Annotated in this window: 22 protein-coding genes and 1 pseudogene; 13 read left to right on the top strand and 10 right to left on the bottom strand. The window is 70.9% G+C overall.

Annotated elements, in window-relative coordinates:
* Positions 1-27: 27 nt before the first annotated feature.
* Positions 28-1,068, top strand: a complete 1,041-nt coding sequence (locus FIV43_RS14940; protein WP_141014774.1) for an ABC transporter ATP-binding protein — start codon at positions 28-30, stop codon at positions 1,066-1,068.
* On the top strand, positions 1,065-2,495 hold the full coding sequence (locus FIV43_RS14935; RefSeq protein ID WP_196780824.1) for an amidase: 1,431 nt from the start codon (positions 1,065-1,067) through the stop codon (positions 2,493-2,495). Before FIV43_RS14940 ends, FIV43_RS14935 begins: the two co-directional genes overlap by 4 nt.
* A 259-nt stretch (positions 2,496-2,754) precedes the next feature.
* On the opposite strand, the gene FIV43_RS14930 is transcribed toward FIV43_RS14935, so the two are convergent.
* Together FIV43_RS14930 and FIV43_RS14925 are read right to left on the bottom strand one after the other, a co-directional pair.
* Positions 2,755-4,359 (bottom strand): ABC transporter substrate-binding protein, encoded by a 1,605-nt coding sequence (locus FIV43_RS14930; RefSeq protein WP_141014773.1) that lies wholly within the window; start codon positions 4,357-4,359, stop codon positions 2,755-2,757.
* A 205-nt stretch (positions 4,360-4,564) separates the two neighbouring features.
* A complete protein-coding gene (locus FIV43_RS14925) occupies positions 4,565-4,876 on the bottom strand; it encodes a SelT/SelW/SelH family protein (RefSeq protein ID WP_141014772.1) in 312 nt (103 codons plus the stop codon).
* 188 nt (positions 4,877-5,064) lie between these two features.
* Here FIV43_RS14925 and FIV43_RS21085 point away from each other — a divergent pair, with 188 nt between their 5' ends.
* Positions 5,065-5,208 carry a hypothetical protein gene (locus FIV43_RS21085; protein ID WP_181407511.1) on the top strand — a complete coding sequence of 48 codons (144 nt, stop codon included), beginning with the start codon at positions 5,065-5,067 and terminating at the stop codon, positions 5,206-5,208.
* Positions 5,209-5,236: 28 nt separating this feature from the next.
* Here the strand turns inward: FIV43_RS21085 and FIV43_RS22625 are convergent, their stop codons facing one another.
* The gene (locus FIV43_RS22625) at positions 5,237-6,232 is read right to left on the bottom strand and encodes a patatin-like phospholipase family protein (RefSeq protein ID WP_141014771.1); all 996 of its coding nucleotides are present in this window, start codon (positions 6,230-6,232) and stop codon (positions 5,237-5,239) included.
* 44 nt (positions 6,233-6,276) lie between these two features.
* Between FIV43_RS22625 and FIV43_RS14915 the strand changes: the two genes are divergently transcribed.
* The gene (locus FIV43_RS14915; protein ID WP_141015975.1) at positions 6,277-6,942 is read left to right on the top strand and encodes an SDR family oxidoreductase; all 666 of its coding nucleotides are present in this window, start codon (positions 6,277-6,279) and stop codon (positions 6,940-6,942) included.
* Between the two features lie 171 nt (positions 6,943-7,113).
* Here the strand turns inward: FIV43_RS14915 and FIV43_RS14910 are convergent, their stop codons facing one another.
* Complete coding sequence (locus FIV43_RS14910) at positions 7,114-7,584, bottom strand: Lrp/AsnC family transcriptional regulator (protein WP_141014770.1); 471 nt, start codon at positions 7,582-7,584, stop codon at positions 7,114-7,116.
* Between the two features lie 211 nt (positions 7,585-7,795).
* Between FIV43_RS14910 and FIV43_RS14905 the strand changes: the two genes are divergently transcribed.
* Genes FIV43_RS14905 through FIV43_RS14890 form a run of 4 tightly spaced genes read left to right on the top strand, consistent with a single transcriptional unit; the run spans position 7,796 to position 11,826 of the window.
* Positions 7,796-8,941, top strand: a complete 1,146-nt coding sequence (locus FIV43_RS14905) for an ABC transporter substrate-binding protein (protein WP_181407510.1) — start codon at positions 7,796-7,798, stop codon at positions 8,939-8,941.
* Positions 8,925-10,127, top strand: coding sequence for an ABC transporter ATP-binding protein (locus tag FIV43_RS14900; protein ID WP_141014768.1), 1,203 nt, complete (start codon positions 8,925-8,927; stop codon positions 10,125-10,127). Before FIV43_RS14905 ends, FIV43_RS14900 begins: the two co-directional genes overlap by 17 nt.
* On the top strand, positions 10,127-11,026 hold the full coding sequence (locus tag FIV43_RS14895) for an ABC transporter permease (protein ID WP_141014767.1): 900 nt from the start codon (positions 10,127-10,129) through the stop codon (positions 11,024-11,026). Before FIV43_RS14900 ends, FIV43_RS14895 begins: the two co-directional genes overlap by 1 nt.
* Entirely contained in the window at positions 11,026-11,826 is an 801-nt protein-coding gene (locus FIV43_RS14890; RefSeq protein ID WP_141014766.1) for an ABC transporter permease, read from the top strand. The genes FIV43_RS14895 and FIV43_RS14890 overlap by 1 nt, the downstream gene beginning before the upstream one ends.
* 88 nt (positions 11,827-11,914) lie before the next feature.
* Here FIV43_RS14890 and FIV43_RS14885 read toward each other — a convergent pair whose 3' ends face one another.
* Both FIV43_RS14885 and FIV43_RS14880 read right to left on the bottom strand, forming a co-directional pair.
* Positions 11,915-12,376, bottom strand: a complete 462-nt coding sequence (locus FIV43_RS14885) for a PPOX class F420-dependent oxidoreductase (RefSeq protein ID WP_141014765.1) — start codon at positions 12,374-12,376, stop codon at positions 11,915-11,917.
* 22 nt (positions 12,377-12,398) lie between these two features.
* Positions 12,399-13,681 (bottom strand): annotated as a pseudogene (locus FIV43_RS14880) (aspartate aminotransferase family protein).
* 245 nt (positions 13,682-13,926) lie between these two features.
* Between FIV43_RS14880 and FIV43_RS14875 the strand changes: the two are divergent.
* The 5 genes from FIV43_RS14875 to FIV43_RS14855 all read left to right on the top strand — a co-directional run bounded on the left by FIV43_RS14875 (position 13,927) and on the right by FIV43_RS14855 (position 20,366).
* Entirely contained in the window at positions 13,927-15,372 is a 1,446-nt protein-coding gene (locus tag FIV43_RS14875; protein ID WP_141014764.1) for a gamma-aminobutyraldehyde dehydrogenase, read from the top strand.
* 365 nt (positions 15,373-15,737) lie between these two features.
* Positions 15,738-17,561, top strand: coding sequence for a phosphoenolpyruvate carboxykinase (GTP) (locus FIV43_RS14870; RefSeq protein WP_141014763.1), 1,824 nt, complete (start codon positions 15,738-15,740; stop codon positions 17,559-17,561).
* 112 nt (positions 17,562-17,673) lie between these two features.
* A complete protein-coding gene (locus FIV43_RS14865) occupies positions 17,674-18,819 on the top strand; it encodes a zinc-binding dehydrogenase (RefSeq protein WP_141014762.1) in 1,146 nt (381 codons plus the stop codon).
* A gap of 99 nt (positions 18,820-18,918) precedes the next feature.
* The gene (locus FIV43_RS14860; RefSeq protein ID WP_141014761.1) at positions 18,919-19,512 is read left to right on the top strand and encodes a hypothetical protein; all 594 of its coding nucleotides are present in this window, start codon (positions 18,919-18,921) and stop codon (positions 19,510-19,512) included.
* On the top strand, positions 19,509-20,366 hold the full coding sequence (locus tag FIV43_RS14855) for a hypothetical protein (RefSeq protein WP_141014760.1): 858 nt from the start codon (positions 19,509-19,511) through the stop codon (positions 20,364-20,366). The genes FIV43_RS14860 and FIV43_RS14855 overlap by 4 nt, the downstream gene beginning before the upstream one ends.
* Before the next feature lie 13 nt (positions 20,367-20,379).
* Here FIV43_RS14855 and FIV43_RS14850 read toward each other — a convergent pair whose 3' ends face one another.
* Genes FIV43_RS14850 through FIV43_RS14835 form a run of 4 tightly spaced genes read right to left on the bottom strand, consistent with a single transcriptional unit; the run spans position 20,380 to position 24,232 of the window.
* Positions 20,380-21,897 (bottom strand): sodium/solute symporter, encoded by a 1,518-nt coding sequence (locus FIV43_RS14850; RefSeq protein WP_231123419.1) that lies wholly within the window; start codon positions 21,895-21,897, stop codon positions 20,380-20,382.
* Positions 21,898-22,320: a hypothetical protein gene (locus FIV43_RS14845; RefSeq protein WP_141014759.1), complete on the bottom strand. Its 423-nt coding sequence runs from the start codon at positions 22,318-22,320 to the stop codon at positions 21,898-21,900.
* Positions 22,317-23,045, bottom strand: coding sequence for a LytR/AlgR family response regulator transcription factor (locus tag FIV43_RS14840; protein ID WP_141014758.1), 729 nt, complete (start codon positions 23,043-23,045; stop codon positions 22,317-22,319). Before FIV43_RS14840 ends, FIV43_RS14845 begins: the two co-directional genes overlap by 4 nt.
* Positions 23,042-24,232 carry a sensor histidine kinase gene (locus FIV43_RS14835; protein ID WP_141014757.1) on the bottom strand — a complete coding sequence of 397 codons (1,191 nt, stop codon included), beginning with the start codon at positions 24,230-24,232 and terminating at the stop codon, positions 23,042-23,044. The genes FIV43_RS14840 and FIV43_RS14835 overlap by 4 nt, the downstream gene beginning before the upstream one ends.
* Positions 24,233-24,235: the final 3 nt, after the last annotated feature.

Raw genomic sequence — 24,235 nt, 5'->3', positions numbered from 1 at the left:
CGGCACCAACGAGAAGGAGACCGTCTGATGGCCGGCAGCGGCACCGCGCACCTGCGCAACGACGACGACGCGGTCCTCGACGTCCGCGACCTGGTCGTGGAGTTCCCGGTCGGCCGCAAGCAGGTCGTGCACGCCGTCTCCGGGCTCTCCGTCGACCTGCGCGAGGGCGAGACCCTCGGCATCCTCGGCGAGTCCGGCTGCGGCAAGTCCAGCGCGGGTCGGGCGATGATGCAGCTCCCGCCGCCGACGTCGGGGTCGGTCCGGTTCGCCGACACCGAGCTGGTCGGGCTCAAGCCGCGCGAGCTGCGCCGCGCGCGGGCGCGGATGCAGATGATCCTGCAGGACCCGATCTCGTCGCTGAACCCACGTCGCAAGGTCAAGGACCTGGTGGCCGAGGGCCTCTCCGTGTGGGGGTACGACGGCGACGACCGCGACGGGCTCCTCCGCGAGACCCTGCTGGCGGTCGGCCTCGACCCCGAGGTCGTCTGGGACCGGCGCCCGCACGAGCTCTCCGGCGGACAGTGCCAGCGGGTGTGCATCGCCCGGGCGCTGCTGATGGACCCGAAGGTGCTGATCTGCGACGAGCCGGTCTCCAGCCTCGACGTCTCCGTCCAGGCCCAGATCCTCAACCTCCTGGAGCAGACCAAGGACCGCTACGGACTGTCCATGGTCTTCATCGCCCATGACGTCGCCGTGGTGAAGAACATCAGCGACCGGGTGATGGTGCTCTACCTCGGCAAGACCTGCGAGGTGCTGCCCTCGGACGGCCTGGAGGACGAGGCGGTGCACCCCTACACCCGGCTGCTGCTCGCGTCGGTCCCCGGCGCCGGGGAGGCGGCCGCCGCGCGTGGGGAGGCGGTCGCGTCGACCGCGAAGGTCCAGACCGAGCTGCCCTCGCCGCTGGCACCGCCGTCGGGCTGCCGGTTCCGCACCCGGTGCCCGCTGGCGACCGAGCGGTGTGCCCAGGAGGAGCCGCAGCTGCGGGAGGTCCGCCCGGGACACCACGTCGCCTGCCACCACGTCGCCCTGCACCACGTGCAACCAACCGCTGAGGAGAGCCTGTCGTGAGCACCGCCCCGCTGGACCGTGATGCCGTCGGAGTGGCCCAGGCCATCCGGGACGGAGAGCTCTCCGCTCGCGAGGCGGTCGAGCAGTCGATCGCCCGGATCGAGGACCGCGACGGCCCGCTGAACGCGGTCGTGGGCCGCCGCTTCGAGGCTGCCCTCGCCGAGGTGGAGGCCGGCCTCCCCGATGCGGGCGCCGACGCACCGCTGGCGGGCGTGCCGTTCCTGGTCAAGGACCTCGGCACCGAGGTGGCGGGCATCCCGGCCACCGGCGGCAGCCGGCTCTTCGCCGACCACGTGCCGAGCGCGGACAGCGAGCTGATCCGCCGCTACAAGCGGGCCGGCCTGGTGGTGCTCGGCACCACCAACAGCCCGGAGTTCGGTCTGAACGCCTCCACCGAGCCGCTGCTGCACGGTCCGGCGCACAACCCGTTCGACCACGGGCGCTCGACCGGTGGCTCCAGCGGTGGCTCGGCGGCCGCGGTCGCCGCGGGCATGGTCCCGGCCGCGCACGCCACCGACGGCGGCGGCTCGATCCGGATCCCGGCCGCGATGTGCGGTCTGGTCGGACTCAAGCCCAGCCGCGGCCGCACCACCGGCCACCCGGACCCCGGCACGCTGGCCGGCCCGGTCTCCGTCGCCCACGCGGTGACCACCTCGGTGCGCGACAGCGCCGCGCTGCTCGACGCCGTCGCGGGGCCGCTGCCCGGTGAGGCGTTCGCCGCGCCCGGCCCGCGGGCCACCTTCCTCGACGCCGTCTCCCGCGAGCCGGGAGTGCTGCGGATCGGCCTCGCCACCGAGGCCCGCAACGCCACCGACCTGGACCCCGAGGCCAAGCAGGCGGTCCTGGACGCGGGGAAGCTGCTGGAGAGTCTCGGCCACCACGTCGAGGAGATGGTCCCCGCGTTCGACCCCGCCGAGGTGGGTGGCGCGTCCGGCGTGCTGATGGGCGCGGACCTGGTGGTCACCATCGAGGACCGGCTGGCCGAGCTCGGCCGGGAGAAGCTCGAGCCCGGCGACGTCGAGCCCTTCACCGAGATGCTCTTCGGGTACTACGCCGGGCTCACCGGCAACCAGGTGCACCGTGCGCTGCGCCAGGCGCAGCAGATCGGCTGGGAGCTCGGCCAGGACTTCACCACCTACGACGTGCTGCTCACCCCGACCATCAAGGCACCCACGCCGCCGCTCGGTCTGCTCGACACGGCACGCCCGGAGTCGATGTGGGAGCACGGCTCGACCTTCTCCGGCTGGACCAGCGTCTTCAACGTGACCGGCATGCCCGCGATCTCGCTGCCGCTGGCGCTGGCCGGCGACGGCATGCCGATCGGGGTCCAGCTCGCCGCCGACCTCGGTGGCGAGGAGCTGCTCCTCTCCCTGGCCGCCCAGGTCGAGCGGGCCACCTCGTTCACGCCCCGCCCCACCCTGCGTTGAGTTGGCCTTTCGGGCCCATTGAGTTGGTGGTTCGGGTCGCCGGCTCCCGTGCGAGCTGAGATCCGTCCGGCCCCGATCGTCGTGATTCCGTACGACGGTCGGGGCCGGCGTCGTACCCAGGGCTTGGCCCAACGGGGCAACTCAACGGGCCCGAAAGGCCAACTCAACGGGGTGCACGACGAAGCGCCCCGGACCACGAGGGTCCGGGGCGCTTCGCTCGTCCTCAGATCCGACCGATCATGCCGGTCGGGTCTCCGGGTCAGTCCTTCCAGACGTCGTCGTAGAGGAACATCGTCTCGGTGGTGGGGGTCATCCCGTGGACGTTGTCGTTCCAGGGCTGGAAGGTGCCACCGGCAGCCATCCCGATGCCCGGGGAGTCCTCGTTCCACAGCTCCTCGATCGCGGCCATGGTGTCCGCGCCCTCCTCGGGCGAGGCGGCGGCCTGGAGCTCGACCAGGAGCTCGTCCATCTTCGGGTTGGCGTAGCCCGAGCTGTTGGTCGGGGACTGGCTGTTCATCGAGCCGAACAGGCGGGTGTAGGGGTCCTCGTCCGGGATCGTGGTGGCGCCGATCGCCAGGTCGTAGTCGTGCTCGACGTAGAGACGCTGGACCTGGTCGGCCACGCTGCGCAGCGGGTCGAGGGTGACCTCGAAGCCGACGGCGTCCAGCATCGCCTTGAGCGCGACCGCGCCGGCCTGCGAGCTGGCGTCGGCGGCGTGCACGTAGGTGATCTTGCCGTCGAAGCCGTCGGCCTTGGCCTCTTCGAGGAGCTCCTTGGCCTTCTCGGTGTCCGCCGGGGTCGGCTCGACGTCGGTCGCCCACGGGGAGGAGTCGGCGAAGAGGCTCTTGGTCGGCAGGCCGGAGCCGTCGTTGACGCGGGTGTTGTAGGCCTCGGCGTCGATCGCGTAGTTGATCGCCTGACGCACCCGGACGTCCTCGCCCGGACGTCCCTCACGGTTGTTGATCCACAGGTTGGTGCCGAGACCGGTGGCGAACATCATCCCGCTGACGTCCTCGTCGCGGGCGTCCTCGATGACCTCGGAGTCACGGATGAACGCGGTGTCGGCGGCACCGGACTCCAGCGCCTCGAGCTTCGGCTCGTCGTCGACCGCGCCGAGCCAGACGAACTTCAGGCCGTCGAGGTGCGGTGCGCCGTCGAAGTAGTCCTGGTTGGCGTCGAGGGTGAGCTCCTCGCCGGGGGAGTACTTGCCGTAGGTGAACGGACCGGCGCCGATCGGCTTGAAGTTCTCCGGGTCCTTGTAGGCCGCGGGGGCGAGGATCATCCCCGCGCCGCCGGCGAGCATGTTCGGGAAGGTCGCCCACGGGTTGCGCATCGTGAACTCGATGGTGAGGTCGTCGACCTTCTTGGTGTCGGCCACGTTGCTCATCATGGTGAGCGAGTTGTAGGCGTACTTGCCCTGGTAGTAGCCGATGCTGGCCAGCACCGCGTCGGCGTCCAGCGGGGTGCCGTCGGTGAACTCCACACCGTCGCGCAGCTTCAGCGTCCAGGTGACGTTGTCGTCGGACTCCAGCGACTCGGCCAGCTGCGGCACGAACTCCTGCGACTCGAAGTCGTAGCGGATCAGCGTGTCGTAGATGGCGGCCATCGCGCTGCCGCCGGTGGCGCCGTTGGCGTAGGTGACGGTGGGGTCGAGGCTGCGCGGCTCGCCGAAGTCGGCGATGGTCAGCACGCCGCCGTCGACCGGGTCGCCGCCGCCGTCCTCACCGACGATGCCGGTCGTGTAGATCTCGGACTTGCTCAGGCCACCGTCGGAGGTGTCCTTGGTGCCACCTTCGCCGTCCTCGGACGACGAGTTGGCGCAGCCGGCGAACGCCAGGGCGCTCACCATGAGTGCAGCGGTCAACCGTGACCGGCGCGAGATGGATGACTTCACTTTGCTCCTCCAGCATGTGCGAGAGGCGATCGGCCTGCCGAGTCGGACCGTTGCTCGCCGTAGTGTTCGCCGTCACACTGATCCGTACGGCGAAAGCCCGGTCTCGCGGATCCCACTCACCGGAAGAGTGGGCGGGACGCCTGCCGGAAGGGCCGGCGGGACGCCCGTCGGAAGCTCACTCCGCGGCGCGGTCGGTGTGCCCCAGCGGCTTCTCCGGGGCGACCAGGTCGCGGACCCGCCGCTTGAGCTCGCCGATCTCGGGGAACCCGCCGTCGGTCTTGCGGTTCCACACCGTCCGAGGACCGTCCGGGCCGTCGACGTCGATCCGGAACATGGCGCCGGAGGCCGGGGCCACCAGCACGCCGCCGACCTCGTCGGCGAAGGTCTGCAGCAGCTCGCCGGCGTACCACTGCGCGCGCAAGAGCCACCTGCAGTCCACGCAGTACCGGATGGTGATCACCGGGCCGGCGCCGCGAGTCGCACTCACCGGGCGAGCATCCCACGCCGAACCGGGACCATGGCCCGGGTGCGGTCGATGCGGTACGACCGACCGGCGCGACTTCCTAGCCCAATCGGGCCAGATCGCGGCGATTCTGCGCATTTCGATGATCCGCGAGGCGCATCGTGGTCTCTACCTGCGCAACGAAGCGCCACTGCTGCACCCGAGGGAACGCCATGTACGACACCGTTGAAGAGCACACCGGGCTCCATCTCTCCCACGACCGTCCGTGCCCGCTCTGCGGTCACGCGATGCACACGTTCCTCGCCTGCTCCGAGACCTGCGACTGCCGACCGGGCCGCGACCTCCTCGCCGGCTGAGAGCTGCCGAGCCGGCAGGTCAGGCACGTCAGCGGCCGGCTTCGTCGAGCGCCGAGGCGGCCAGCTCGCGGCCGAGGTCGATCAGCTCCGCCGCACGGTGGAAGTCGAGGGTCCGGGCCGCGCTGAGCGGCACGGTGACCAGCACGTCCGGGGGGAAGGCGGCCAATCGGTAGCGGGTGATCAGGCTCTGCATCGCGTCGAAGGAGAGCGAGACCACCTCGGCGGTGCGCACGTCGGCCCGCCCGTCGTCCCCGCCGTGCGCCAGCACCTGCTCGACCGGGTCGCTGCCCTGCCCGCCGGTGGCCAGCGCCTCGGTCGGCTCGGCGTCCTCGGGGAGCTCACCGGGCAGTTCTCCGGGCATCTCCCCGGGCAGCTCACCCGCCGAGTCGCCGCGCCGGAACCGCCGCCGCATCCCGGCGGCCCACTCGGCCCGTCGTGCCGAGAAGCCGCGCGCCGGTGCCTCGGGCTCCCCGGGCACGCGGGGTCCCTGGAGCGAGACGGCCAGGGTGAAGTCGGCGGCGACCGCCGCCGCCGGGGCCAGCGGCAACGGGTTCATCAGCCCGCCGTCGACGAGCAGCCGGCCGTCCACCATCGCCGGCGTGAAGAGCCCGGGGATCGCGATCGACGCCCGGATCGCCGGCACCAGCGGACCACGCTGGAACCACACCTCGCGGCGTGCCATCAGGTCGGTGGCCACCGCGGTGAACGGGATCGGCAGGTCCTCGATGGCGATGTCGCCGACCAGGTCGTCCAGCTCGCGCATCACCCGCTCGGCACCCACCGCGCCTCCGGGGGACCAGGTCGGGTCGACCAGCCGCAGCACCCGCGGCCCGGTGAGGGCGCGCGCCCACTCCTCGAACTCCTGGTCACGCCCCGCGGCGTGCAGGGCGCCCACCAGTGCGCCCATCGACGTACCGGAGACGGCGACGACCTCGTGCCCGCGCTCGCGCAGGGTGCCGATCACGCCGAGATGGGCGTAGCCGCGGGCACCGCCGGAGCCGAGGACGAGCGCGACGCGAGCCATGGCCCCATTATCGCCGACCTGCCTAGGGTGGACCGGTGACCTCGATGAGTGCAACGTCTCGTCCCGTGATCGCCGTGGTGGGCGCCGGCCCCGGTGTGAGCCGGTCGGTCGCGCTCCGCTTCGCCCGCGAGGGGTACGACGCCGGCCTGGTCGGCCTCGACCCCGACCCGCTCCAGGCGCTGGCCACCGAGGTGGCGGCGACCGGCGCCCAGGTCGGCCACGTGGTCGCCGACATCACCGACGAGGCGGCGCTGCGAGCAGCGATCGCCCGGATCGGGGACTCCGCCGGGCGGATCGACGTGCTGCACTTCAACCCGAGCGCGTTCCGGGAGAAGGATCCGCTGGAGCTGAGCGTCGCCGAGCTGTTGCAGGACGTCGCCCTCGGGGTGGGTGGCCTGCTGACCGCGGTGCAGGCGGCGCGCCCCTACCTGGCCGCGGGGTCCCGGGTCACCGTGACCGGGTCGATGGCCGCGGACAAGCCGTGGAACCGGGCGGCATCGCTGGGGGTGCAGAAGGCCGGGGTGCGCAACCTGGTGCACAGCCTCGACACGACGCTGGAGCCGGACGGGATCCGGGCCGTCTCGGTCACCGTCTGCGGGACGCTCTCCGACGAGGGGGCGTTCACCCCGGACCGGGTCGCCGACGCGCTGTGGGCGGCTGCCCGGCAGGAGCCGGAGACCTGGCGCAGCGAGGTCCAGTACCGCGGCTGAGCCGCCGCCCGCCTGCTGCTGGCTGCGAGAATTGGAAAGCCGCCGCAGGCGTCTCGGGTCACCTGCGGCGGCTGACGCAGATCCTGCCACGCGATCAGATGATCTGTCACCCATCCGGGTGAATTCCGTGGAGTAACGTCCGTCACTCCGGCAGCTGACGCGACGGGAGCCTCAGCGGACGCCCCAGGAGTAGGTCTGCTTGCGCAGGCCCAGGTACATGAAGGTCTCGGTGCTGGTCACCCCGTCGATGACCCGGATGCCGCTGGAGACGATCTCGAGCAGGTGGTCGTCGGACTCCGCGACCAGCTCGACCAGGATGTCGAACGACCCGGCGGTCACCACCACGTAGTCGACCTCGGGGAGCTCGGCGATCCGGTCCGCGACCGGCGGGACCGGTCCGCTGACCCGGACCCCGACCATCGCCTGGCGGGCGAAGCCGAGCTCCATCGGATCGGTGACCGCGACGATCTGCATCACCCCGGTGTCGACGAGGCGCTGCACCCGCTGCCGGACCGCGGCCTCGGAGAGCCCGACCTCCTTGCCGACCGAGGCGTAGGAGCGGCGGCCGTCCTGCTGCAGCTGCTCGATGATGGCCTTGGAGACGTCGTCGAGGGCGGGGCGGACGCGGGAGTTGTCGGGCACGGACGCATGGTTCCACGTGGCAGCGGCGTACTCAATCGTTTCTCAGCGCGTCGTCGAACAGCGGATTTCGTTGCAACTGCGTTTCGTAACAACCGAATCCCTTGTCAGCGGGAATCTGCGGTGTCAGGATCTCCGCACCGACGAGAACCGCGGAAGGAGCTCGATGCGACCGCAGCAGCCTGCACGCCGATCCACACTGTCGCGCCGGGGGATGCTCCGCGGCGGAGGGGCACTGGCGTTCGCGGGGGCGAGCGCCGCGGCGCTCAAGCTGCCGTTCTTCAGCACCGAGGGCGTGGTGCAGACCGCGGCCCAGTGCCGGGCCCCGGACGTGTCGGCCAGCGAGCCGGAGATGGTCATCTCCAACTGGACCGGCTACATCGACCCGCGCCGCGCCAAGGACAGCACGATCAACCGGTTCACCGACGCCACCGGCGTCGAGGTCACCTACCAGGTCGACGTCAACGACAACGCCGAGTTCTACGCGAAGGTGAAGAACCAGCTCGGTGAGTGCGAGCCGATCGACCGGGACCTGATCGTGATGACCGACTGGATGGCGGCTCGGATGATCAACCTCGGGTGGATCCAGCCGCTCCACGCGGACAAGGTGCCCAACCTGCACCAGAACCTGATCCCCGCCCTGCAGGGGGTCGCCTGGGATCCCGAGCTGGACTACCACGCGCCGTGGCAGTCCGGCCTGACCGGCATCGCCTACAACGCCGACCTGGTGCCGGAGGTGGGCAGCTTCGAGGAGCTGATCACCCGCGAGGACCTCAAGGGCAAGATCACCCTGCTCACCGAGATGGCCGACACGATGGGCTTCTTCCTCAAGGTCACCGGCGCCGACCCCCTCGACTTCACCGACGACGAGTTCGCCGACGCCATCGACCTGTGCCGGCAGACCAAGGCCGACGGCCAGCTGCTCCAGTTCGCCGGCAACAACTACCTGCAGCAGCTCGCCCAGGGCACGATCGTCGCCTGCGAGGCGTGGTCCGGCGACGTGATCCAGGCGCAGTTCGACAACCCGAACCTGAAGTTCGTCGCTCCCGAGGAGGGCCTGGCCCTGTGGAGCGACAACATGCTGGTCCCCAACCAGGCCGTCCACCAGGCCAACGCCGAGGCCTGGATCGACTTCTACTACCAGCCGGAGATCGCCGCGAAGCTCGCCTCGTGGGTCAACTACATCTGTCCCGTCGCCGGGGCCCAGGAGGAGATGGAGAAGATCGATCCCTCGCTGGTCGACAACCCGCTGATCTTCCCCGACGGGGAGACGCTCGCGAACACCTGGGACTTCATGACACTCAGTGACGAGAAGCAACAGCAGTACGAAGGGGAGTGGGCCGATGTCATCGCCGGTTGAGAACGAGACGGCCGAGCCATCCATCGCGCCCGGCGGGTCCGCCGAGTCCGCCGGCGGCTCCCCGGAGACCTTCGACGGACTGCGGCTGCGCGGCCTGACCAAGTCCTACGCCCGGTTCACCGCGGTGCGGGACCTCGACCTCGACGTCCCGCCGGGCGCCTTCTTCGCCCTGCTCGGCCCCTCGGGCTGCGGCAAGACCACCACGCTGCGGATGGTCGCGGGTCTGGAGACCCCGACGGCCGGCTCGATCAGCCTGGGCAGCACCGACATCACCCACACCAAGCCCTACCGCCGTCCGGTCAACACGGTCTTCCAGAACTACGCCCTCTTCCCGCACCTGGACATCTACGAGAACGTCGCCTTCGGGCTGCGCCGCCGCAAGCAGTCGGAGGTACGACGCAAGGTCGACGAGATGCTCGAGCTGGTCGAGCTCGGGGCGCAGGCCAAGAAGAAGCCCGCCCAGCTCTCCGGCGGGCAGCAGCAGCGGGTGGCGCTGGCACGTGCCCTGATCAACGAGCCCCAGGTGCTGCTGCTCGACGAGCCCCTCGGCGCGCTCGACCTCAAGTTGCGCCGCTCCATGCAGATCGAGATCAAGCGGATCCAGACCGAGGTCGGACTCACCTTCGTGCACGTCACCCACGACCAGGAGGAGGCCATGACGATGGCCGACACCGTGGCGGTGATGAACGGCGGCCTGATCGAGCAGATGGGATCGCCGGCGGAGCTCTACGAGAACCCGCGCAGCACGTTCGTCGCGAACTTCCTCGGGCAGTCGAACCTGATCGCCGGCCGGATCGTGGAGCGGGCCGCGGACGTCGTACGGGTGGACATGGAGGGGATCTCGGTCACCGTTCCCACCGGCCGGTCGCACGCGGACAGCGACCGGGTGTGGGTCGGCATCCGCCCGGAGAAGGTGTTGATCGGCGAGGCGGGCACGGCGTTGGACGCGCCGGGCAACACGGTGCCGGGCGGCGTGGTCACCGACGTCAGCTTCATCGGCGTGAGTACCCAGTACCTGGTCCGGATGCCGTGGGGGCAGGAGCTGCAGGTGTTCGCGCAGAACACCGGGCGCGACCCGATCTACCGCCGGGGACAGCAGGTCGAGCTCTCCTGGCGCCCGGAGTACGCGTTCCTGCTCGACCACGACCAGGACGCCCGCGCCGGAGCCGAGGGCGAGGACGCCTGATGGCGACCGTGGAGCCAACGGCGGACCCCCTGCCGGCGTCCGCGGAGAGCGGGCGTCGCCGCGGACCGGGTGCCTACCTGTTGATGGCGCCGGCGGTGATCTGGCTCGCGCTCTTCTTCCTGATCCCGTTCTACTCGCTCCTCGCCACCAGCCTCTACGACCCCAGCGGGTCGGACGAGGCGGGCTGGGAGATGACCTACCACATCGGCAACTACGCCACCGCCCTCTCGCGGTACTGGGACTCGCTCGCCTGGTCGCTCTTCTACGGCGCGGCGGCCACGGCGATCTGCCTGGTCCTCGGCTACGTGGTGGCCTACGCCATCGCGTTCAAGGCGGGCCGGTGGAAGAACCTGCTGCTGGTGCTGGTGATCGCCCCGTTCTTCACCAGCTTCCTGGTGCGCACCCTCTCCTGGCAGCTGATCCTGGCCGACAACGGCTGGGTGGTGAACACGCTGCAGTTCATCGGCATCCTCGGCGAGGACGGGCACCTGCTCGCCACGCCGTTCGCGGTGGTGGCCGGTCTGGCCTACAACTTCCTGCCGTTCATGGTGCTGCCGCTCTTCGCCAGCATCGACAAGATCGACCACCGGCTGATCGAGGCCTCCTCCGACCTCTACGCCAACCCGGTGGTGGGCTTCTTCAAGGTGACCTGGCCGCTGTCGCTGCCCGGTGTGGTCTCGGGGACCCTGCTCACCTTCATCCCGGCGGCCGGTGACTACATCAACGCCCAGCTGCTCGGCAACACGAACACCACCGTGATCGGCACGGTGATCCAGCTGCAGGCGACGGCTGCCAACCAGCCGCACCTGGCCGCGGCGCTGTCGATGACGCTGATGCTGATCATCCTGGCGATGGTCGTGGTCTACATCCGCCGGGCCGGGACGGAGGACCTGCTCTGATGCGCTGGCTTCGCGAGCACCTGGTGCTCCTCCTCGGCCTGGCCGTGCTGGCCTACACGTTCATCCCGATCGCGGTCGTGGTCCTGATGAGCTTCAACGACCCGGCCACCCGCAACGTCTACCGGTTCGACGGGTTCACCCTCGACAACTGGCTCAACCCGTGCGAGGACCCGGCGATGTGCGAGGCGCTGGGGCTGAGCCTGCGGGTCGGTCTCTCCTCGACCCTGGCCGCCACCGTGATCGGCACCCTGGCCGCGTTCGCGCTGGTGCGCTGGGACTTCTTCGGGCGCTCCACGTCGAACCTGGTGATCTTCCTGCCGATGGCGGCGCCGGAGATCGTGCTCGGCTCCTCGCTGCTCGCGCTCTTCGTGCAGGCCGGGTTCGCCGGGCAGCTGGGCTTCTGGACGATCTTCATCGCCCACGTGATGTTCTGCCTCTCCTTCGTGGTGGTCACCGTCCGGTCCCGTCTCGCCGGGATGGACGACAACCTCGAGCAGGCGGCGCAGGACCTCTACGCGACGCCGTCGCAGACCTTCTGGCGGGTCACCTTCCCACTGGTGCTGCCCGGCATCCTGGGCGCCGCGCTGCTCAGCTTCAGCCTCTCCTTCGACGACTTCATCATCACCAACCTCAACTCCGGCAACGACACCACGTTCCCGATGTACGTCTGGTCGGTGGCCCGCGTCGGGGTGCCGATGCAGGTCAACGTGGTGGGCACGCTGATGCTGGTGATCTCGCTGGCGATCGTGCTCGGCGGGGAGGCCAATGCGCGCCGGCGGATGCGGGCCGTCCGCGGCTGACACCCCCGCGCCCCGCCGAGAGGTCGGTGGGGGACGGCCGAGAGGTCGGTGGGGGACGGCCGAGAGGTCGCCTCCGGACCCCGAGGGGTCAGGCCAGGCGCGCGGGGAAGCCACCGGTCGCGATCGGACCCCACCGGGACGGCGTGATCCGCAGCAGCGACTTGCCCTGGTCGAGCATCGCCTGCCGATACTCCGCCCAGTCCGGGTGCTCGCCGGCGATGCAGCGGTAGTAGTCCTCGAACGCGTCCAACGCCTCGGGTACGTCGAGCACCTCGCAGGCGCCGTCCACCTGGACCCACGGGTCGTTCCACTCATCGGAGACCACGAGCACGCTGACCCGCTCGTCACCGCGGGCGTTGTGGACCTTGGCCCGCTCGGGATAGCTCGCGATCACCAGCCGCCCCGCCGGGTCGACCCCGCCGGTGACCGGCGAGAGCTGCGGTGACCCGTCGTGGCGACGGGTCACCAGGACGAAGCGATGACGCGGGCGGATGAAGGTGAGCAGTCCGTCGAGGTCGGTGCGGGTGTTCGTCGCGATGGTGCGGGCCATGGGCCCCAACCTACGTCGGCGTTCAGAGCTGCGCGGAGGCCTTCTCCAGCACCGACCGCAGGATCTGCTCCATCTCCTCGAAGTGCTCCGGGCCGCAGACCAGCGGCGGGGAGAGCTGGATGACCGGGTCGCCGCGGTCGTCCGCGCGGCAGTAGAGGCCCTCGGCGAAGAGCTGCTTGGACACGAAGCCGTAGAGGATCCGCTCGCACTCCTCGGCGGTGAAGGACTCCCGGGTCTCGCGGTCCTTGACCAGCTCGATGCCGTAGAAGTAGCCCTCGCCGCGCACGTCGCCGACGATCGGGATGTCCTTCAGCCGCTCCAGGGTGGCCCGGAAGGCCGGCGCGTTGGTCTGCACGTTCTCCAGCACGCCCTCGGACTCGAAGGCCCGCAGGTTGGCCAGGCCGACCGCGGTGGAGACCGGGTGCCCGCCGAAGGTGTAGCCGTGGGCGAACATCTCGCCCGGCTGCAGGAACGGCTCCATCAGCCGGTCCGAGGCGATCATCGCGCCCAGCGGCGCGTAGCCGGAGGTGATGCCCTTGGCGCAGGTGATGATGTCCGGCTGGTAGCCGAACTTCTCGGCGCCGAACATGGTGCCCAGCCGGCCGAAGGCGCAGATCACCTCGTCGGAGACGAGCAGGACGTCGTGCCGGTCGCAGATCTCGCGGACCCGCTCGAAGTAGCCCGGCGGGGCGGGAAGCAGCCGCCGGCGTTCTGCACCGGCTCGAGGAAGACGGCGGCCACGGTGTCCGGGCCCTCGTTCTCGATCGCGACCTCGATCTGGTCCGCGGCCCAGCGGCCGAACTCCTCCGGGGTCTGGCCGTGCGGTGCGCCGTGCTCGGTGGCCCGGTAGATGTTGGTGTTCGGGGCGCGGAACGTCGAGGGGACCAGCGGCTCGAACTGCTGCTTCAGGCCGGGCAGGCCGGTGATCGAGAGGGCGCCCTGGGTGGTGCCGTGATAGGCGATCGCTCGGGAGACCACCTTGTGCTTCATCGGCTTGCCGACGAGCTTGAAGTAGTTCTTCGCCAGCTTCCAGGCGGTCTCCACGGCCTCTCCGCCGCCGGAGGTGAAGAAGACCCGGTTCAGGTCGCCGGGCGCGTGCGAGGCGACCTTCTCGGCGAGCTCGATCGCGGGCGGGTGGGCGTAGGACCACAGCGGCATGAAGGCCAGTTGCTCGGCCTGTGCCGCCGCCGCGGCGGCGAGGTCCTTGCGCCCGTGGCCGAGCTGGGAGACGAACAGGCCGGCCAGCCCGTCGAGGTAGCGCTTCCCCTTGTTGTCGTAGAGGTGGACGCCCTCGCCGCGCACCATGATCGGTACGCCGTGGTCGGCCTTCTCGAAGTCGCCGTGGCGGGTGAAGTGCATCCAGAGGTTGTCCCGGGCGGCCTGCTGGAGCCGAGCGTCGTCGTCCATGCCCCCATGGTCCGGGATCGCTGACGCCGAGGCAAGTCGGAAACGAGTGATTCGGTTGTCATTCTGCGTTTCAGCAACGGAATCAGTAGGTAAACGGCGGATCAACCCTCCCGATTTCGTCGATTCGCGGCTAGGGTCGGTCCGTGGCTGACCTCACCTTCCGCAATGTCATCAACGGCGAGCTCGTCGACGCCGCCGACGGGGCGACGTACGACGTCCTCGACCCCGCGACCGGAGCCGTCTACGCGACCGCGCCGATGTCGGCGGCCGAGGACGTCGACCGCGCCTACGCGGCGGCCTCCGCGGCGTTCGAGACCTGGGGCGAGACGACGCCCGCCGAGCGCCAGACGGCGCTGCTCAAGATCGCCGACAAGCTCGAGCAACGCGCCGACGACTTCGTGCGCGCGGAGTCCCAGGACACCGGAAAGCCGCTGGGCTTCACCACCACCGACGAGCTGCCGCCCGCGATCGACCAGATCCGCTTCTTCGCCGGAGCGGCCCGGGTCCTGGAGGGTCGCTCCGCCGGGGAGTACCTGAAGGACCACACCTCGATGATCCGGCGTGAGCCGGTCGGTGTCGTCGGTCAGGTGACGCCGTGGAACTACCCGCTGATGATGATGGTCTGGAAGATCGCCCCGGCGCTGGCGGCCGGCAACACCATCGTGCTCAAGCCCAGCGACACCACGCCCGCCACCTCCACGATGCTCGCCGAGCTCGCGGCGGAGTTCCTGCCGCCCGGCGTGCTGAACGTGGTGACCGGCGATCGGGACACGGGCCGGCGGGTGGTCGAGCACCCGACGCCGCAGATGGTCGCGATCACCGGGTCGGTGCGCGCCGGCAGCCAGGTCGCGGCCTCGGCCGCCGGGGACCTCAAGCGGGTCCACCTCGAGCTCGGCGGCAAGGCGCCGGTGATCGTCTTCGACGACGCCGACATCGCCGCCGCGGCCGAGGGCATCGCCGGCGCCGGCTACTTCAACGCCGGACAGGACTGCACCGCCGCCACCCGGGTGCTGGCCGGCCCCGGTGTGTACGACGACTTCGTGGCCGCGCTGGCCGACGAGGCGCGCGGCGCGCGGACCGGGATGCCCGACGACGAGGACGTCCTGTTCGGGCCGCTCAACAACCCCGACCAGCTGGCCCGGGTCGCCGGCTTCGTGGACCGGCTGCCCGACCACGCCGAGATCTCGGCGGGCGGCGCCCGGGCGCAGGTCGCCGGCGGCGAGAGCGGCTACTTCTACCAGCCCACCGTGCTCTCCGGGCTGCGCCAGGAGGACGAGCAGGTGCAGGACGAGATCTTCGGGCCGGTGATCACCGTGCAGCGGTTCGACGACGAGGGGGAGGCGCTGCGCTGGGCCAACGGCGTGCAGTACGGCCTGGCCTCCAGCGTCTGGACCAAGGACCACGGCCGGGCCATGCGGATGGCCAAGCGGCTCGACTTCGGCGCCGTCTGGATCAACACCCACATCCCGATCGTCGCGGAGATGCCGCACGGCGGCTTCAAGCACTCCGGCTACGGCAAGGACCTCTCCATGTACGGCATGGAGGACTACACGCGGATCAAGCACGTGATGAGCTACATCGGGGAGTAAGGGCGTGCCCGCCGAGGACGGCGGGACGAACCGGGGGATGAGGACCGGGGACAAGATGAGGGCCGGCGTCGGTGATTCCGACGCCGGCCCTCGCGTCGTACGCCCGAGGGAATGTCGTCGGCAGGACGACGACCGGGGTGCGGCGAACGCACTATCACGGAAGGTTCGAACGATCAAACTGTGGCATACCTCACATTGGGCGTCCAGGGCTCGGCCGGGAGGTGCGCGGGCGCTCGGCGCGGTGTCATGGTGGGCCCCCTGGACGACGGCGTCCGCTGGCCATACAGAGCGCTGACTCGGGCGGCCGTGACCCCTTGCTGGGGTAGCGTGCCCCCACCTCCGAACGGATCGAAAGGCTGACAGGCATGGTGGATGTGGAGCGGATTCTGGACGAGGCGGGGCTCACGAACCCGAGCGTCCGGGAGTACGTCGCACACTGGGCGGGGGTGACCGGCGCCGAGCGGATCGAGGTCGTCTCGGCGGCTGACGACGCGCGCCTGGTCGCCGAAGCCCTCGAGGCCGGCGAGCTGCTGCCCGCGGGCGAGGGCCGGTACTACTCGCGGTCCTACTTCAAGGACACTGCGCGCGCCGAGGAGCGCACGATCGTCGCGACCAGCGACGAGGCCGACAAGGGCGTCTACAACAACTGGAAGCCCGCCGCGGAGATGAAGCCGAAGCTCATCGAGCTGATGACCGGCGCGTCCGCGGGCAAGACCATGTACGTGATCCCCTACCTGATGGCGCCGAAGGGCTCGCCGCTGGAGAAGTTCGCGGCAGGGGTGGAGCTCACCGACAACCGCAACGTGGTGCTCCAGATGATCCGGATGGCGCGGGTCGGCGTGGAGTTCATCAACGACCTCGGCGACTCCTTCGTCCGCGCGGTGCACGTCACCGGCGACCTGGAGAACCTCGGCCAGGGCACTCCGGACGACAAGCGCTACTTCGTCACCGTCGCCGACGAGCGGACGATCCTGCACTTCGGGTCGTCGTACGGCGGCAACGCGCTGCTCGGCAAGATCGCCCACGGCCTGCGCCAAGGCTCCTTCGACGGCTGGAAGAACGGCTTCCTGGTCGAGCAGTTCATGCTGCTCGGCATCACCGACAAGGAGACCGGCAAGAAGTACAACATCTGCGGCGGCTTCCCGAGCGCCTCGGGCAAGACCAACCTCGCGATGACGCTGGCCCCCGATGCCCTCGGCGACCGGTACTACGTCGAGTTCTACGGCGACGACATCGCGTGGCTGTGGGTCGGCGAGGACGGCAAGCTCTACGGGATGAACCCGGAGAACGGCGTTTTCGGTGTCGCCAAGGACACCAACGAGAAGACCAACCCGACCGCGATCGAGTCGATCGTCCCGGGCACCGGCGCGATCTACACCAACGTCGCCTACAACGAGAAGACCGAAGAGGTCTGGTGGGAAGGACGCGGCGACAAGCCGACCGACCTCGACGGCTGGCTGGACTGGAAGGGCGACAAGATCGCCGACCGGACCGGTGACGAGGTGAACGCCCCGTGGGCCCACCCGAACAGCCGCTTCACCACGACCCTGGCCAACGTCCCGAACGTGGCCGAGGACTTCGAGGACCCGGCGGGCGTCGAGATCCACGGCATCATCTTCGGTGGCCGCACCCGCGACCGCGAGCCGCTGGTCCGCGCCATCGAGGACATCGCCGAGGGCGTGTACGACGGCCTGACCCTGGGCGCGGAGGCAACCGCCGCGGCCGACGGGCTCGAGGGCGTGCTGCGCTACGACCCGATGTCGATGCGTCCGTTCATGTCCTACTCCGAGGCCGACTACGCCGCGCACTGGCTCGAGGTGATCGGTCGGGCGACGACCAAGCCGATCTTCGCGCACGTGAACTGGTTCCAGCGCGGCGACGACGGCCGCTTCCTCTGGCCGGGCTACCGGGAGAACCTGCGGCCGCTGGTGTGGCTGATGCAGTACAAGAACGGCGAGGTCTCCGGTGTGCAGACGCCGGTGGGCGTCATCCCCGCCCGCGAGGAGCTGCTGCTCGACGGGCTCGACGAGCAGGGGCTCGCCGACCTGGACACCGTGCTGACCATCGACATCGAGCGCTGGCAGCAGGAGATGGGTCACCGCGAGAAGCACCTGGCCCAGTTCGACGGCCTCCCCGAGGAGATCTGGGCCGCGCACCGTCGCGTCGCCGAGGCCCTCGACCAGGCCTGAGCCGAACCCGCGGACCTATCGGCCGAAACCCGCACGACACGCCGGCGCCGCTCGGCGTGTCGTGCGGGTTTCACCGGCTGACCGGTGAAACCCGCACCGCTAGCCTCCCCCCATGCGCGCCGTCGTCTGCCACCAGTCCGACCTCACCGTCGAGACCGTCCCCGACCTGACGCCGGCCAAGGGCCAGATCCTGCTCGACGTGGAGCGGAACGGGATCTGCGGCTCTGACCTGCACGCCCGCACCCACTGCGACGAGACCGCGGCGGACGTCGCCGCCCTCGGGTACGACGGATTCATGCGCTCGGACCAGCGGGTCGTGCTGGGGCACGAGTTCGTGGGCACGGTCGCCGACTACGGACCCCGCACCCGTCACCACTTCGCGCCCGGGACCCGGGTGGTCGCCCTGCCGGTGCTGCGCAGCGCCGGCTCCACCCACCTGACCGGGTTGAGCGAGCACGCGCCGGGCGGCCTCGCCGAGCAGGTGCTGGTCGAGGCGTCGATGACGATGAAGGTGCCCGACGAGCTGGACGCGGAGCACGCGGCGCTGACCGAGCCGCTGTCGGTCGCCTGGCACGCCGTACGGAAGGGACAGGTGGGCGCCAAGGACACCGCCGTGGTGATCGGCTGTGGGCCGATCGGGCTCGCGGTGATCCTGATGCTCAAGGCCAGCGGGGTGCGTCACGTGGTCGCCAGCGACTTCTCCGCCGGGCGTCGGGTCCTGGCGCAGCGCTGCGGCGCGGACGTGGTGGTCGATCCGGCCGAGTCCTCGCCGTGGGCGTCGTTCGAGGACAGCAAGTACCTGACCGAGCCGATCGCGCTCGCCGAGCTGGGCCTGAGCACGATGGACAAGCTGCGGGCGGTCCCGCTGCTGCCCTGGGCGCGGGTGATGCGTGCGGCCGAGCGAGCGGGCGCGAGCCCGCGGGGCCCGGTGGTCTTCGAGTGCGTCGGGGTGCCGGGTGTGATCGAGCAGATCGTCTCGTCGGCGCCGTTGCTGACCCGGGTGGTGGTGGTCGGCGTCTGCATGGGCACCGACAGCTTCCGCCCGTCGATGGCGATCAACAAGGAGATCGAGCTGCGGTTCGCCTTCGCCTACGACCCGAGCGAGTTCCACGAGACGCTGCAGATGATGGCGAGCGGCCGGGTCGACGTGAGCCCGCTGATCACCGGCACCGTCGGACTCGACGGCGTGGCCGAGGCGTTCACCGAGCTCGGCGACCCCGAGCGGCACGCCAAGGTGCTGGTCGACCCGCGCAGGTGACACCACGCCGTCACCCGGGCGGATGACGCCACGCCGGAGGAGACGTTTCCGGATGGTCGTCGCGGGGGAGGTTCGCTGCAACCTACCTCGGGAGTCCCCATGCCTGTGTTCGACGAGTTGAAAGCACTGGTCCCGGCCCTCAAGCGGGCCGCCATCGACGCCTACGTCTGCGCGCCGAACGCCGGGTTCGTCGACGAGCTCGGGGACCTGATGAACACCAACTTCCGGATCGACGGTGACCACTACACCTGCACGATCACCCCGCCGAGCCAGGGCGGGTTCAGCCTGCCGACGACGTACCGGATCGACCGGCCGGGCCCCGACGGCCAGGGCGGCGGCTACCAGAAGATCATCCGCACCCTGGCGTTCGACGGCGAGGGCAAGCACCTCGGTGCCGAGTTCGACTCCATCCGCTCCGACATCGACACCATCCTCGACCCGTTCTCGGTCGCGCCCGACCCGGCGGCGATCAACGAGAGCCTCACCGAGCAGGTCCGGCAGGTCACCCGGCGGCTGGCGCTCGAGGCCGGTTCGCAGGGCGGCAGCGCGACCGGAGCCGGCAACATCGGCGGCAACCTCGACCTCGCGCTGGAGAACTCCGACGCGATGTCCGGCGGCATGATCACCGCCTTCAAGGCCAACTTCCTCTCCCAGATCGGCAAGGCCGTCGGGGGCAGCACGCCATCGCGGTGATCCTCGGCGGTGTGCACGCGGCCGAGGAGGAGATCTGGCGTCACGCGCGGGAGGCCGTCCTCGACATCGTGCGCGACACCACCCGGTCCTTCGACAATGCCGCCAACGACGCCGGACCCGACTGGGACGTCGTGCTCAAGATCGCCGGCTGGGCCAACTCCGCCGTCAAGCTCTTCGCGAAGGGCCCGGGGGAGGCGGCCACCGGCGCCGTCGAGCTGGGCCTCGACGTCCTCGACGCCGCGCTGCCCAACGGCTGGGGGCCGTTCGAGAACCGACCGGAGGAGGGCAGCTACTCCTCGATCAGGTCCGCGTTCGAGGCGGCCATCTCCCGGGCCGCCGCCGACATCGGCACCGAGGAGCAAATCCTCGTCGACAACCTCCGGGTCAACCTCGGGCACGTCACCGACGACAAGGGCTCCTACGACCTGAGCCGACCGGAGATCCTGGACGTCGACGAGGGCTCCGACCTCGGCGCGCGCTCGGAGATCTCGATCGACCGGGTGCTGGCCAAGGAGATCACCGGCACCTACCTGCCCAACGTCGCCCAGGAGCTGTACGACGCCAAGAACCTGCTCCACCCGAACCTGGACCTGATGCCGCTCTACCGGGACGGATCGGTCGGCGCCGGGCAGTACGGCCCGAGCAGCGACTACCACCCGTTGCACTACCTGCTCTGGGACCTGCTGGGGAACCTGGGCACCGAGACGCAGTACAGCGCGAAGTCGCTGGACCTCGCGATCGCCGACCTGTTCGGCCAGGACACCGATGCCGCGAGCGAGCTGCGCGAGCACGCCGACCGGGTCGAGCAGTACGGCATCGGCACCCCCGGTTCCACCTACGACCCCTGGGACTGACCGCCGCCGGCGGCTACCGGGTGGGCAGGTCCAGCCACTCCGGGGTGTGCAGCCGCACCAGGAACTGCTGGGCGTGCGCGGGTGCCCGGTGGGCGGTCAGCCGCGAGACGCTCACCATCACCACCACCGCCAGGGGGACGCTCCATGCCGCCGGCTGGCTGAGCAGCGCACCACCCCAACCGGTCGGCGAGACGCCGGCGATGCTGAGCACCGCGGCCCCGCCGGCACCGAGCCCACCCGCGGCCAGGCCCGCCAGCGCACCGGCCGCGGTCAGGCCGCGCCACCAGATGCCCAGCACCAGCAGCGGGCCGAACGTCGACGCGGCGACCGCGAACGCCAGCCCCACCGACTCCGCGACGCCGATGTTCTGGGCGACCAGTGCCACCGCCAGCGGCACCCCGACCGAGACCACGGCCGCCAGCCGGAACGCCGCCACCCCGCGGCTCTCCCCGAAGCCACCGAGCCAGCGGCCGGTCACGTCCTGGCTGATCACGCCGGAGACGGCGATGGCCAGCCCGGAGGAGGTGGAGAGGAATGCGGCGAAGGCTCCGGCGGTGACCAGTCCGGTCAGCAGCTCGGCCCCCAGGCCGTCCAGCATCGCGCGTGGCAGCTCCAGCACGAGCACGTTGTGGCGGCCCTCGGCGAGGATCCGGCCGCCGTACACGCGGCCGAGGGCGGCGTAGACCGGCGGCCAGAGGTAGAAGAGGCCGAGCAGCGCGAGCACCGCCACCGTCGTACGACGCGCCCCCCGCCCGTCCGGGTTGGTGTAGAACCGGACCACCACGTGCGGCAGGCCCATGGTGCCGAGGAAGAGCGCCAGGATCAGCGAGTACGTCGCGTACAGGCCCGCGCCGCCCGAGGCCACCGGCACCGACCACCCGTCGCCGGTGGTCGGGGAGGTCGGGCGGCCGTCGCCGAGCCAGACGATCACGAGCACCGCGGCCGGGAACAGGATGGCGGTGAGCTTGAGCCAGTACTGGAACGCCTGGACGAAGGTCACCGAGCGCATCCCGCCGGAGGAGACGTTGGCCAGCACCACGGCCGCCACCACCACCGGCCCCGCCCACTCCGGCGCCCCGATCGCGGCCCGCAGGGTGAACCCGGCGCCCTCGAACTGGGGGATCAGGTAGAGCCAGCCGATCGCGACCACCAGCACCGAGCAGGCGGTGCGGACGGCCTTCGAGCTCAGCCGGGCCTGGGCGAAGTCGGGCAGGGTGTAGGCCCCGGAGCGGCGCAGTGGCGCGGCGACCAGGACCAGCAGCACCAGGTAGCCGGCGGTCCAGCCGACCGGGTACCAGAGCATGTCCGCGCCGCCCACCAGGAGCAGCCCGGCGATGCCGAGGAACGACGCGGCGGAGAGGTACTCACCGCCGATCGCGGAGGCGTTCAGCCGAGGCCCGACGGTGCGGGAGGCGACGAAGAAGTCGCTGGTGGTGCGCGAGATCCGCAGACCCCAGATGCCGATCGCCAGCGTCACCAGGGACACGGTCACCACCGCGACCAGGCCGGGCACGTGCGTGGCGTGCACCACTCAGGCCTCCTGCCGCGGCCCGGCCGGGCCGTCGGGGCTGACCAGGTCGGCGAAGAAGAGCTCGTTGCGCTCCACCCGGCGCACGTAGCGCCACCCCAGCCAGGTCACGAACGGGTGGACCAGGACGCCCAGCACGATCCAGGTGACCCCGATGCCGAAGACGTGGTGGTCGGCCAGCCCCGGCGCCAGGTAGAAGACCAGGGGCACTGCGCCGAGCAGGCCGAAGGCCAGCAGCAGCACCCGGGCGGCCAGCGCCCCCTGCTCGCGCAGCAGCGAGCGGAGGTAGAGGTCGCCCATCGGCGTCTGGTCGTGGACGTCGCCGACCCGCGTGGTGGCCAGTGGCGCCGCGGATCGCGGCGGCCCGGTGACCCGCACCCGCTGCGGCCGCCCACCGGCCCCGGAGCGCGGCCGGTCCTCGCTCATGTGCCGCCCCGGGCGCGGCGTACCAGCACGTCGCGCAGCACCCGGGTGTGCCGCCGGCTGACCGGCAGTTCGGTGCCGTCGACCAGCACCGTGCACCGGCCCGCGTCCTGACGCACCTCGTCGACGTGGGCGAGCGCGACCAGCAGCGACCGGTGGATCCGCAGGAAGCCGGCCGGCCCCCACTCCTCCTCCAGCGAGGTGAGCGGCACCCGGAGCAGGTAGGAGTCGCCGCCGCGCGTGTGCAGCCGGGCGTAGTCGCCCTGCGCCTCGACGTGGGTGATCTCCCCGCGCTCCACGAACCGGGTCACCCCGCCGCGCTCGACCGGGATCTGGGTGTCCTCCGGCTCGGTACGACGATGCGCGTCGGCCAGCACCCGTCGTACCGCCTCGGCGAGGCGCTCGGGACGGACTGGCTTGAGCACGTAGTCGACGGCGTGCAGGTCGAACGCCTCCACCGCGTGCTGCTCGTGCGCGGTCACGAAGACCACCCGCGGCGGCTGCTTGAACCGGCTCAGCACCTCGGCCAGCTCGAGCCCGGAGAGCCCCGGCATCTGGATGTCGAGGAAGACGCAGTCGACCTCGGTCTCGCGCAGGGTGAGCAGCGCCTCCGTGGCCGAGCCGCAGCCGACCACGCCGGCCACCCGGTCGTCGTCCTCGAGCAGGAAGGTCAGCTCGTCCAGGGCGGGCCGCTCGTCGTCGACCACCAGCACCCGCAACCCACTCACCGCTCCGCGCTCCTCGTCCCGTCGTCCCGTGTCCCCGGGACCCGTGCGTCGATCCCGTGCAGCGGGTCCACGGTCACGCCGGGCGCGAACTTCGGCACCCGGACGATCACCTTGGTGCCCGCCCCGGGAGCAGTCTCCACGACCAGGCCGTGATCGTCACCGAAAGTGGCGCGCAGCCGCGCGTCGACGTTGCCCAGCCCGACCGAGTCGAGGCCGGCGTCGCCGGCCAGCGCGCGCCGTACCCGCTCCGGGTCCTCGCCGACCCCGTCGTCCTCCACCTCCAGGACGGCGTCGGGGCCGCGGTCGTGGGCGACGATGCGGAGGTGGCCGGTGCCCTCGGCGCGCTCCAGGCCGTGCCGCACCGCGTTCTCCACCAGCGGCTGGATGCACAGGAACGGCACCACCACGGTGAGCACCTCCGGCGCGATGTTGAGGGTGACCTGGAGCCGGTCGCCGAACCGGGCCTGCTCCAGCAGCAGGTAGCGCTCGATCGAGCGCAGCTCCTCGGCCAGCGTCGTGTACTCCCCGTGCCGGCGGAAGGAGTAGCGGGTGAAGTCGGCGAACTCCAGCAGCAACTGGCGGGCCCGGTCGGGGTCGGTGCGGACGAAGCTGGCGATCGCGCCGAGCGAGTTGTAGATGAAGTGGGGGCTGATCTGGGCCCGCAGTGCCCGCACCTCGGCCTCGATCATCCGGTTCCGGTGGGCGTCCAGCTCGGCCAGCTCCAGCTGTCCCGAGACCCACTGGGCCACCTCCTCGGTGGCCCGGACCAGGCCGGCGGAGGTGGTCGGGGCGAACGCCTGCACGGTGCCGAGCACCCGCCCCTCCACCACCAGCGGGCTGATCACCGCGGTGCGCACCGGGCAGCCGGGACGGTCGCAGTGCAGGTGGCTACGGTCCGCGGTGCGGGTGCTGCTGCGCTCGGCCGCGACGCGCGCCAGGGTCGCCGCCTGGTCGGCGTGGTGGCCGCCACCGACCCCGTCCCAGGCGAGCACGGTCGCGGTGTCGGTCAACGCCAGCGCCGGTGTGCCGAGCAGCGCCCGCAGGTGCCGGATCGCGCGCTCCGCGCTGTCGGTGGTCAGGCCGGCGCGCAGCGCCGGTGAGGCGAGCGAGGCCTGGTGCAGGGCCCGGAAGGCGGCGCGGTCCGCCTCGGTGCCGAGATGGCCGCGCCTACGCCACGGGGTCCGCATCGC

Origin of the sequence: Nocardioides sambongensis, assembly GCF_006494815.1 — a bacterium.
Classification (GTDB): Bacteria; Actinomycetota; Actinomycetes; order Propionibacteriales; family Nocardioidaceae; genus Nocardioides; species Nocardioides sambongensis.
The sequence above is the reverse complement of the archived record's forward strand: the minus strand, read 5'-3'. Positions and strand labels throughout refer to the sequence as shown.

Excerpts from the sequence above, each read along its gene's own strand:
- FIV43_RS14860 (WP_141014761.1), top strand. The coding sequence starts at position 18,919 with ATGCCTGTGTTCGACGAGTTGAAAGCACTGGTCCCGGCCCTCAAGCGG.
- FIV43_RS14905 (WP_181407510.1), top strand. The coding sequence starts at position 7,796 with ATGCTCCGCGGCGGAGGGGCACTGGCGTTCGCGGGGGCGAGCGCCGCG.
- FIV43_RS14845 (WP_141014759.1), bottom strand. The coding sequence starts at position 22,320 with ATGAGCGAGGACCGGCCGCGCTCCGGGGCCGGTGGGCGGCCGCAGCGG.
- FIV43_RS14895 (WP_141014767.1), top strand. The coding sequence starts at position 10,127 with ATGGCGACCGTGGAGCCAACGGCGGACCCCCTGCCGGCGTCCGCGGAG.
- FIV43_RS14890 (WP_141014766.1), top strand. The coding sequence starts at position 11,026 with ATGCGCTGGCTTCGCGAGCACCTGGTGCTCCTCCTCGGCCTGGCCGTG.
- FIV43_RS22625 (WP_141014771.1), bottom strand. The coding sequence starts at position 6,232 with ATGGCTCGCGTCGCGCTCGTCCTCGGCTCCGGCGGTGCCCGCGGCTAC.
- FIV43_RS14885 (WP_141014765.1), bottom strand. The coding sequence starts at position 12,376 with ATGGCCCGCACCATCGCGACGAACACCCGCACCGACCTCGACGGACTG.
- FIV43_RS21085 (WP_181407511.1), top strand. The coding sequence starts at position 5,065 with ATGTACGACACCGTTGAAGAGCACACCGGGCTCCATCTCTCCCACGAC.
- FIV43_RS14940 (WP_141014774.1), top strand. The coding sequence starts at position 28 with ATGGCCGGCAGCGGCACCGCGCACCTGCGCAACGACGACGACGCGGTC.
- FIV43_RS14835 (WP_141014757.1), bottom strand. The coding sequence starts at position 24,232 with ATGCGGACCCCGTGGCGTAGGCGCGGCCATCTCGGCACCGAGGCGGAC.
- FIV43_RS14900 (WP_141014768.1), top strand. The coding sequence starts at position 8,925 with ATGTCATCGCCGGTTGAGAACGAGACGGCCGAGCCATCCATCGCGCCC.
- FIV43_RS14870 (WP_141014763.1), top strand. The coding sequence starts at position 15,738 with ATGGTGGATGTGGAGCGGATTCTGGACGAGGCGGGGCTCACGAACCCG.
- FIV43_RS14915 (WP_141015975.1), top strand. The coding sequence starts at position 6,277 with ATGAGTGCAACGTCTCGTCCCGTGATCGCCGTGGTGGGCGCCGGCCCC.
- FIV43_RS14865 (WP_141014762.1), top strand. The coding sequence starts at position 17,674 with ATGCGCGCCGTCGTCTGCCACCAGTCCGACCTCACCGTCGAGACCGTC.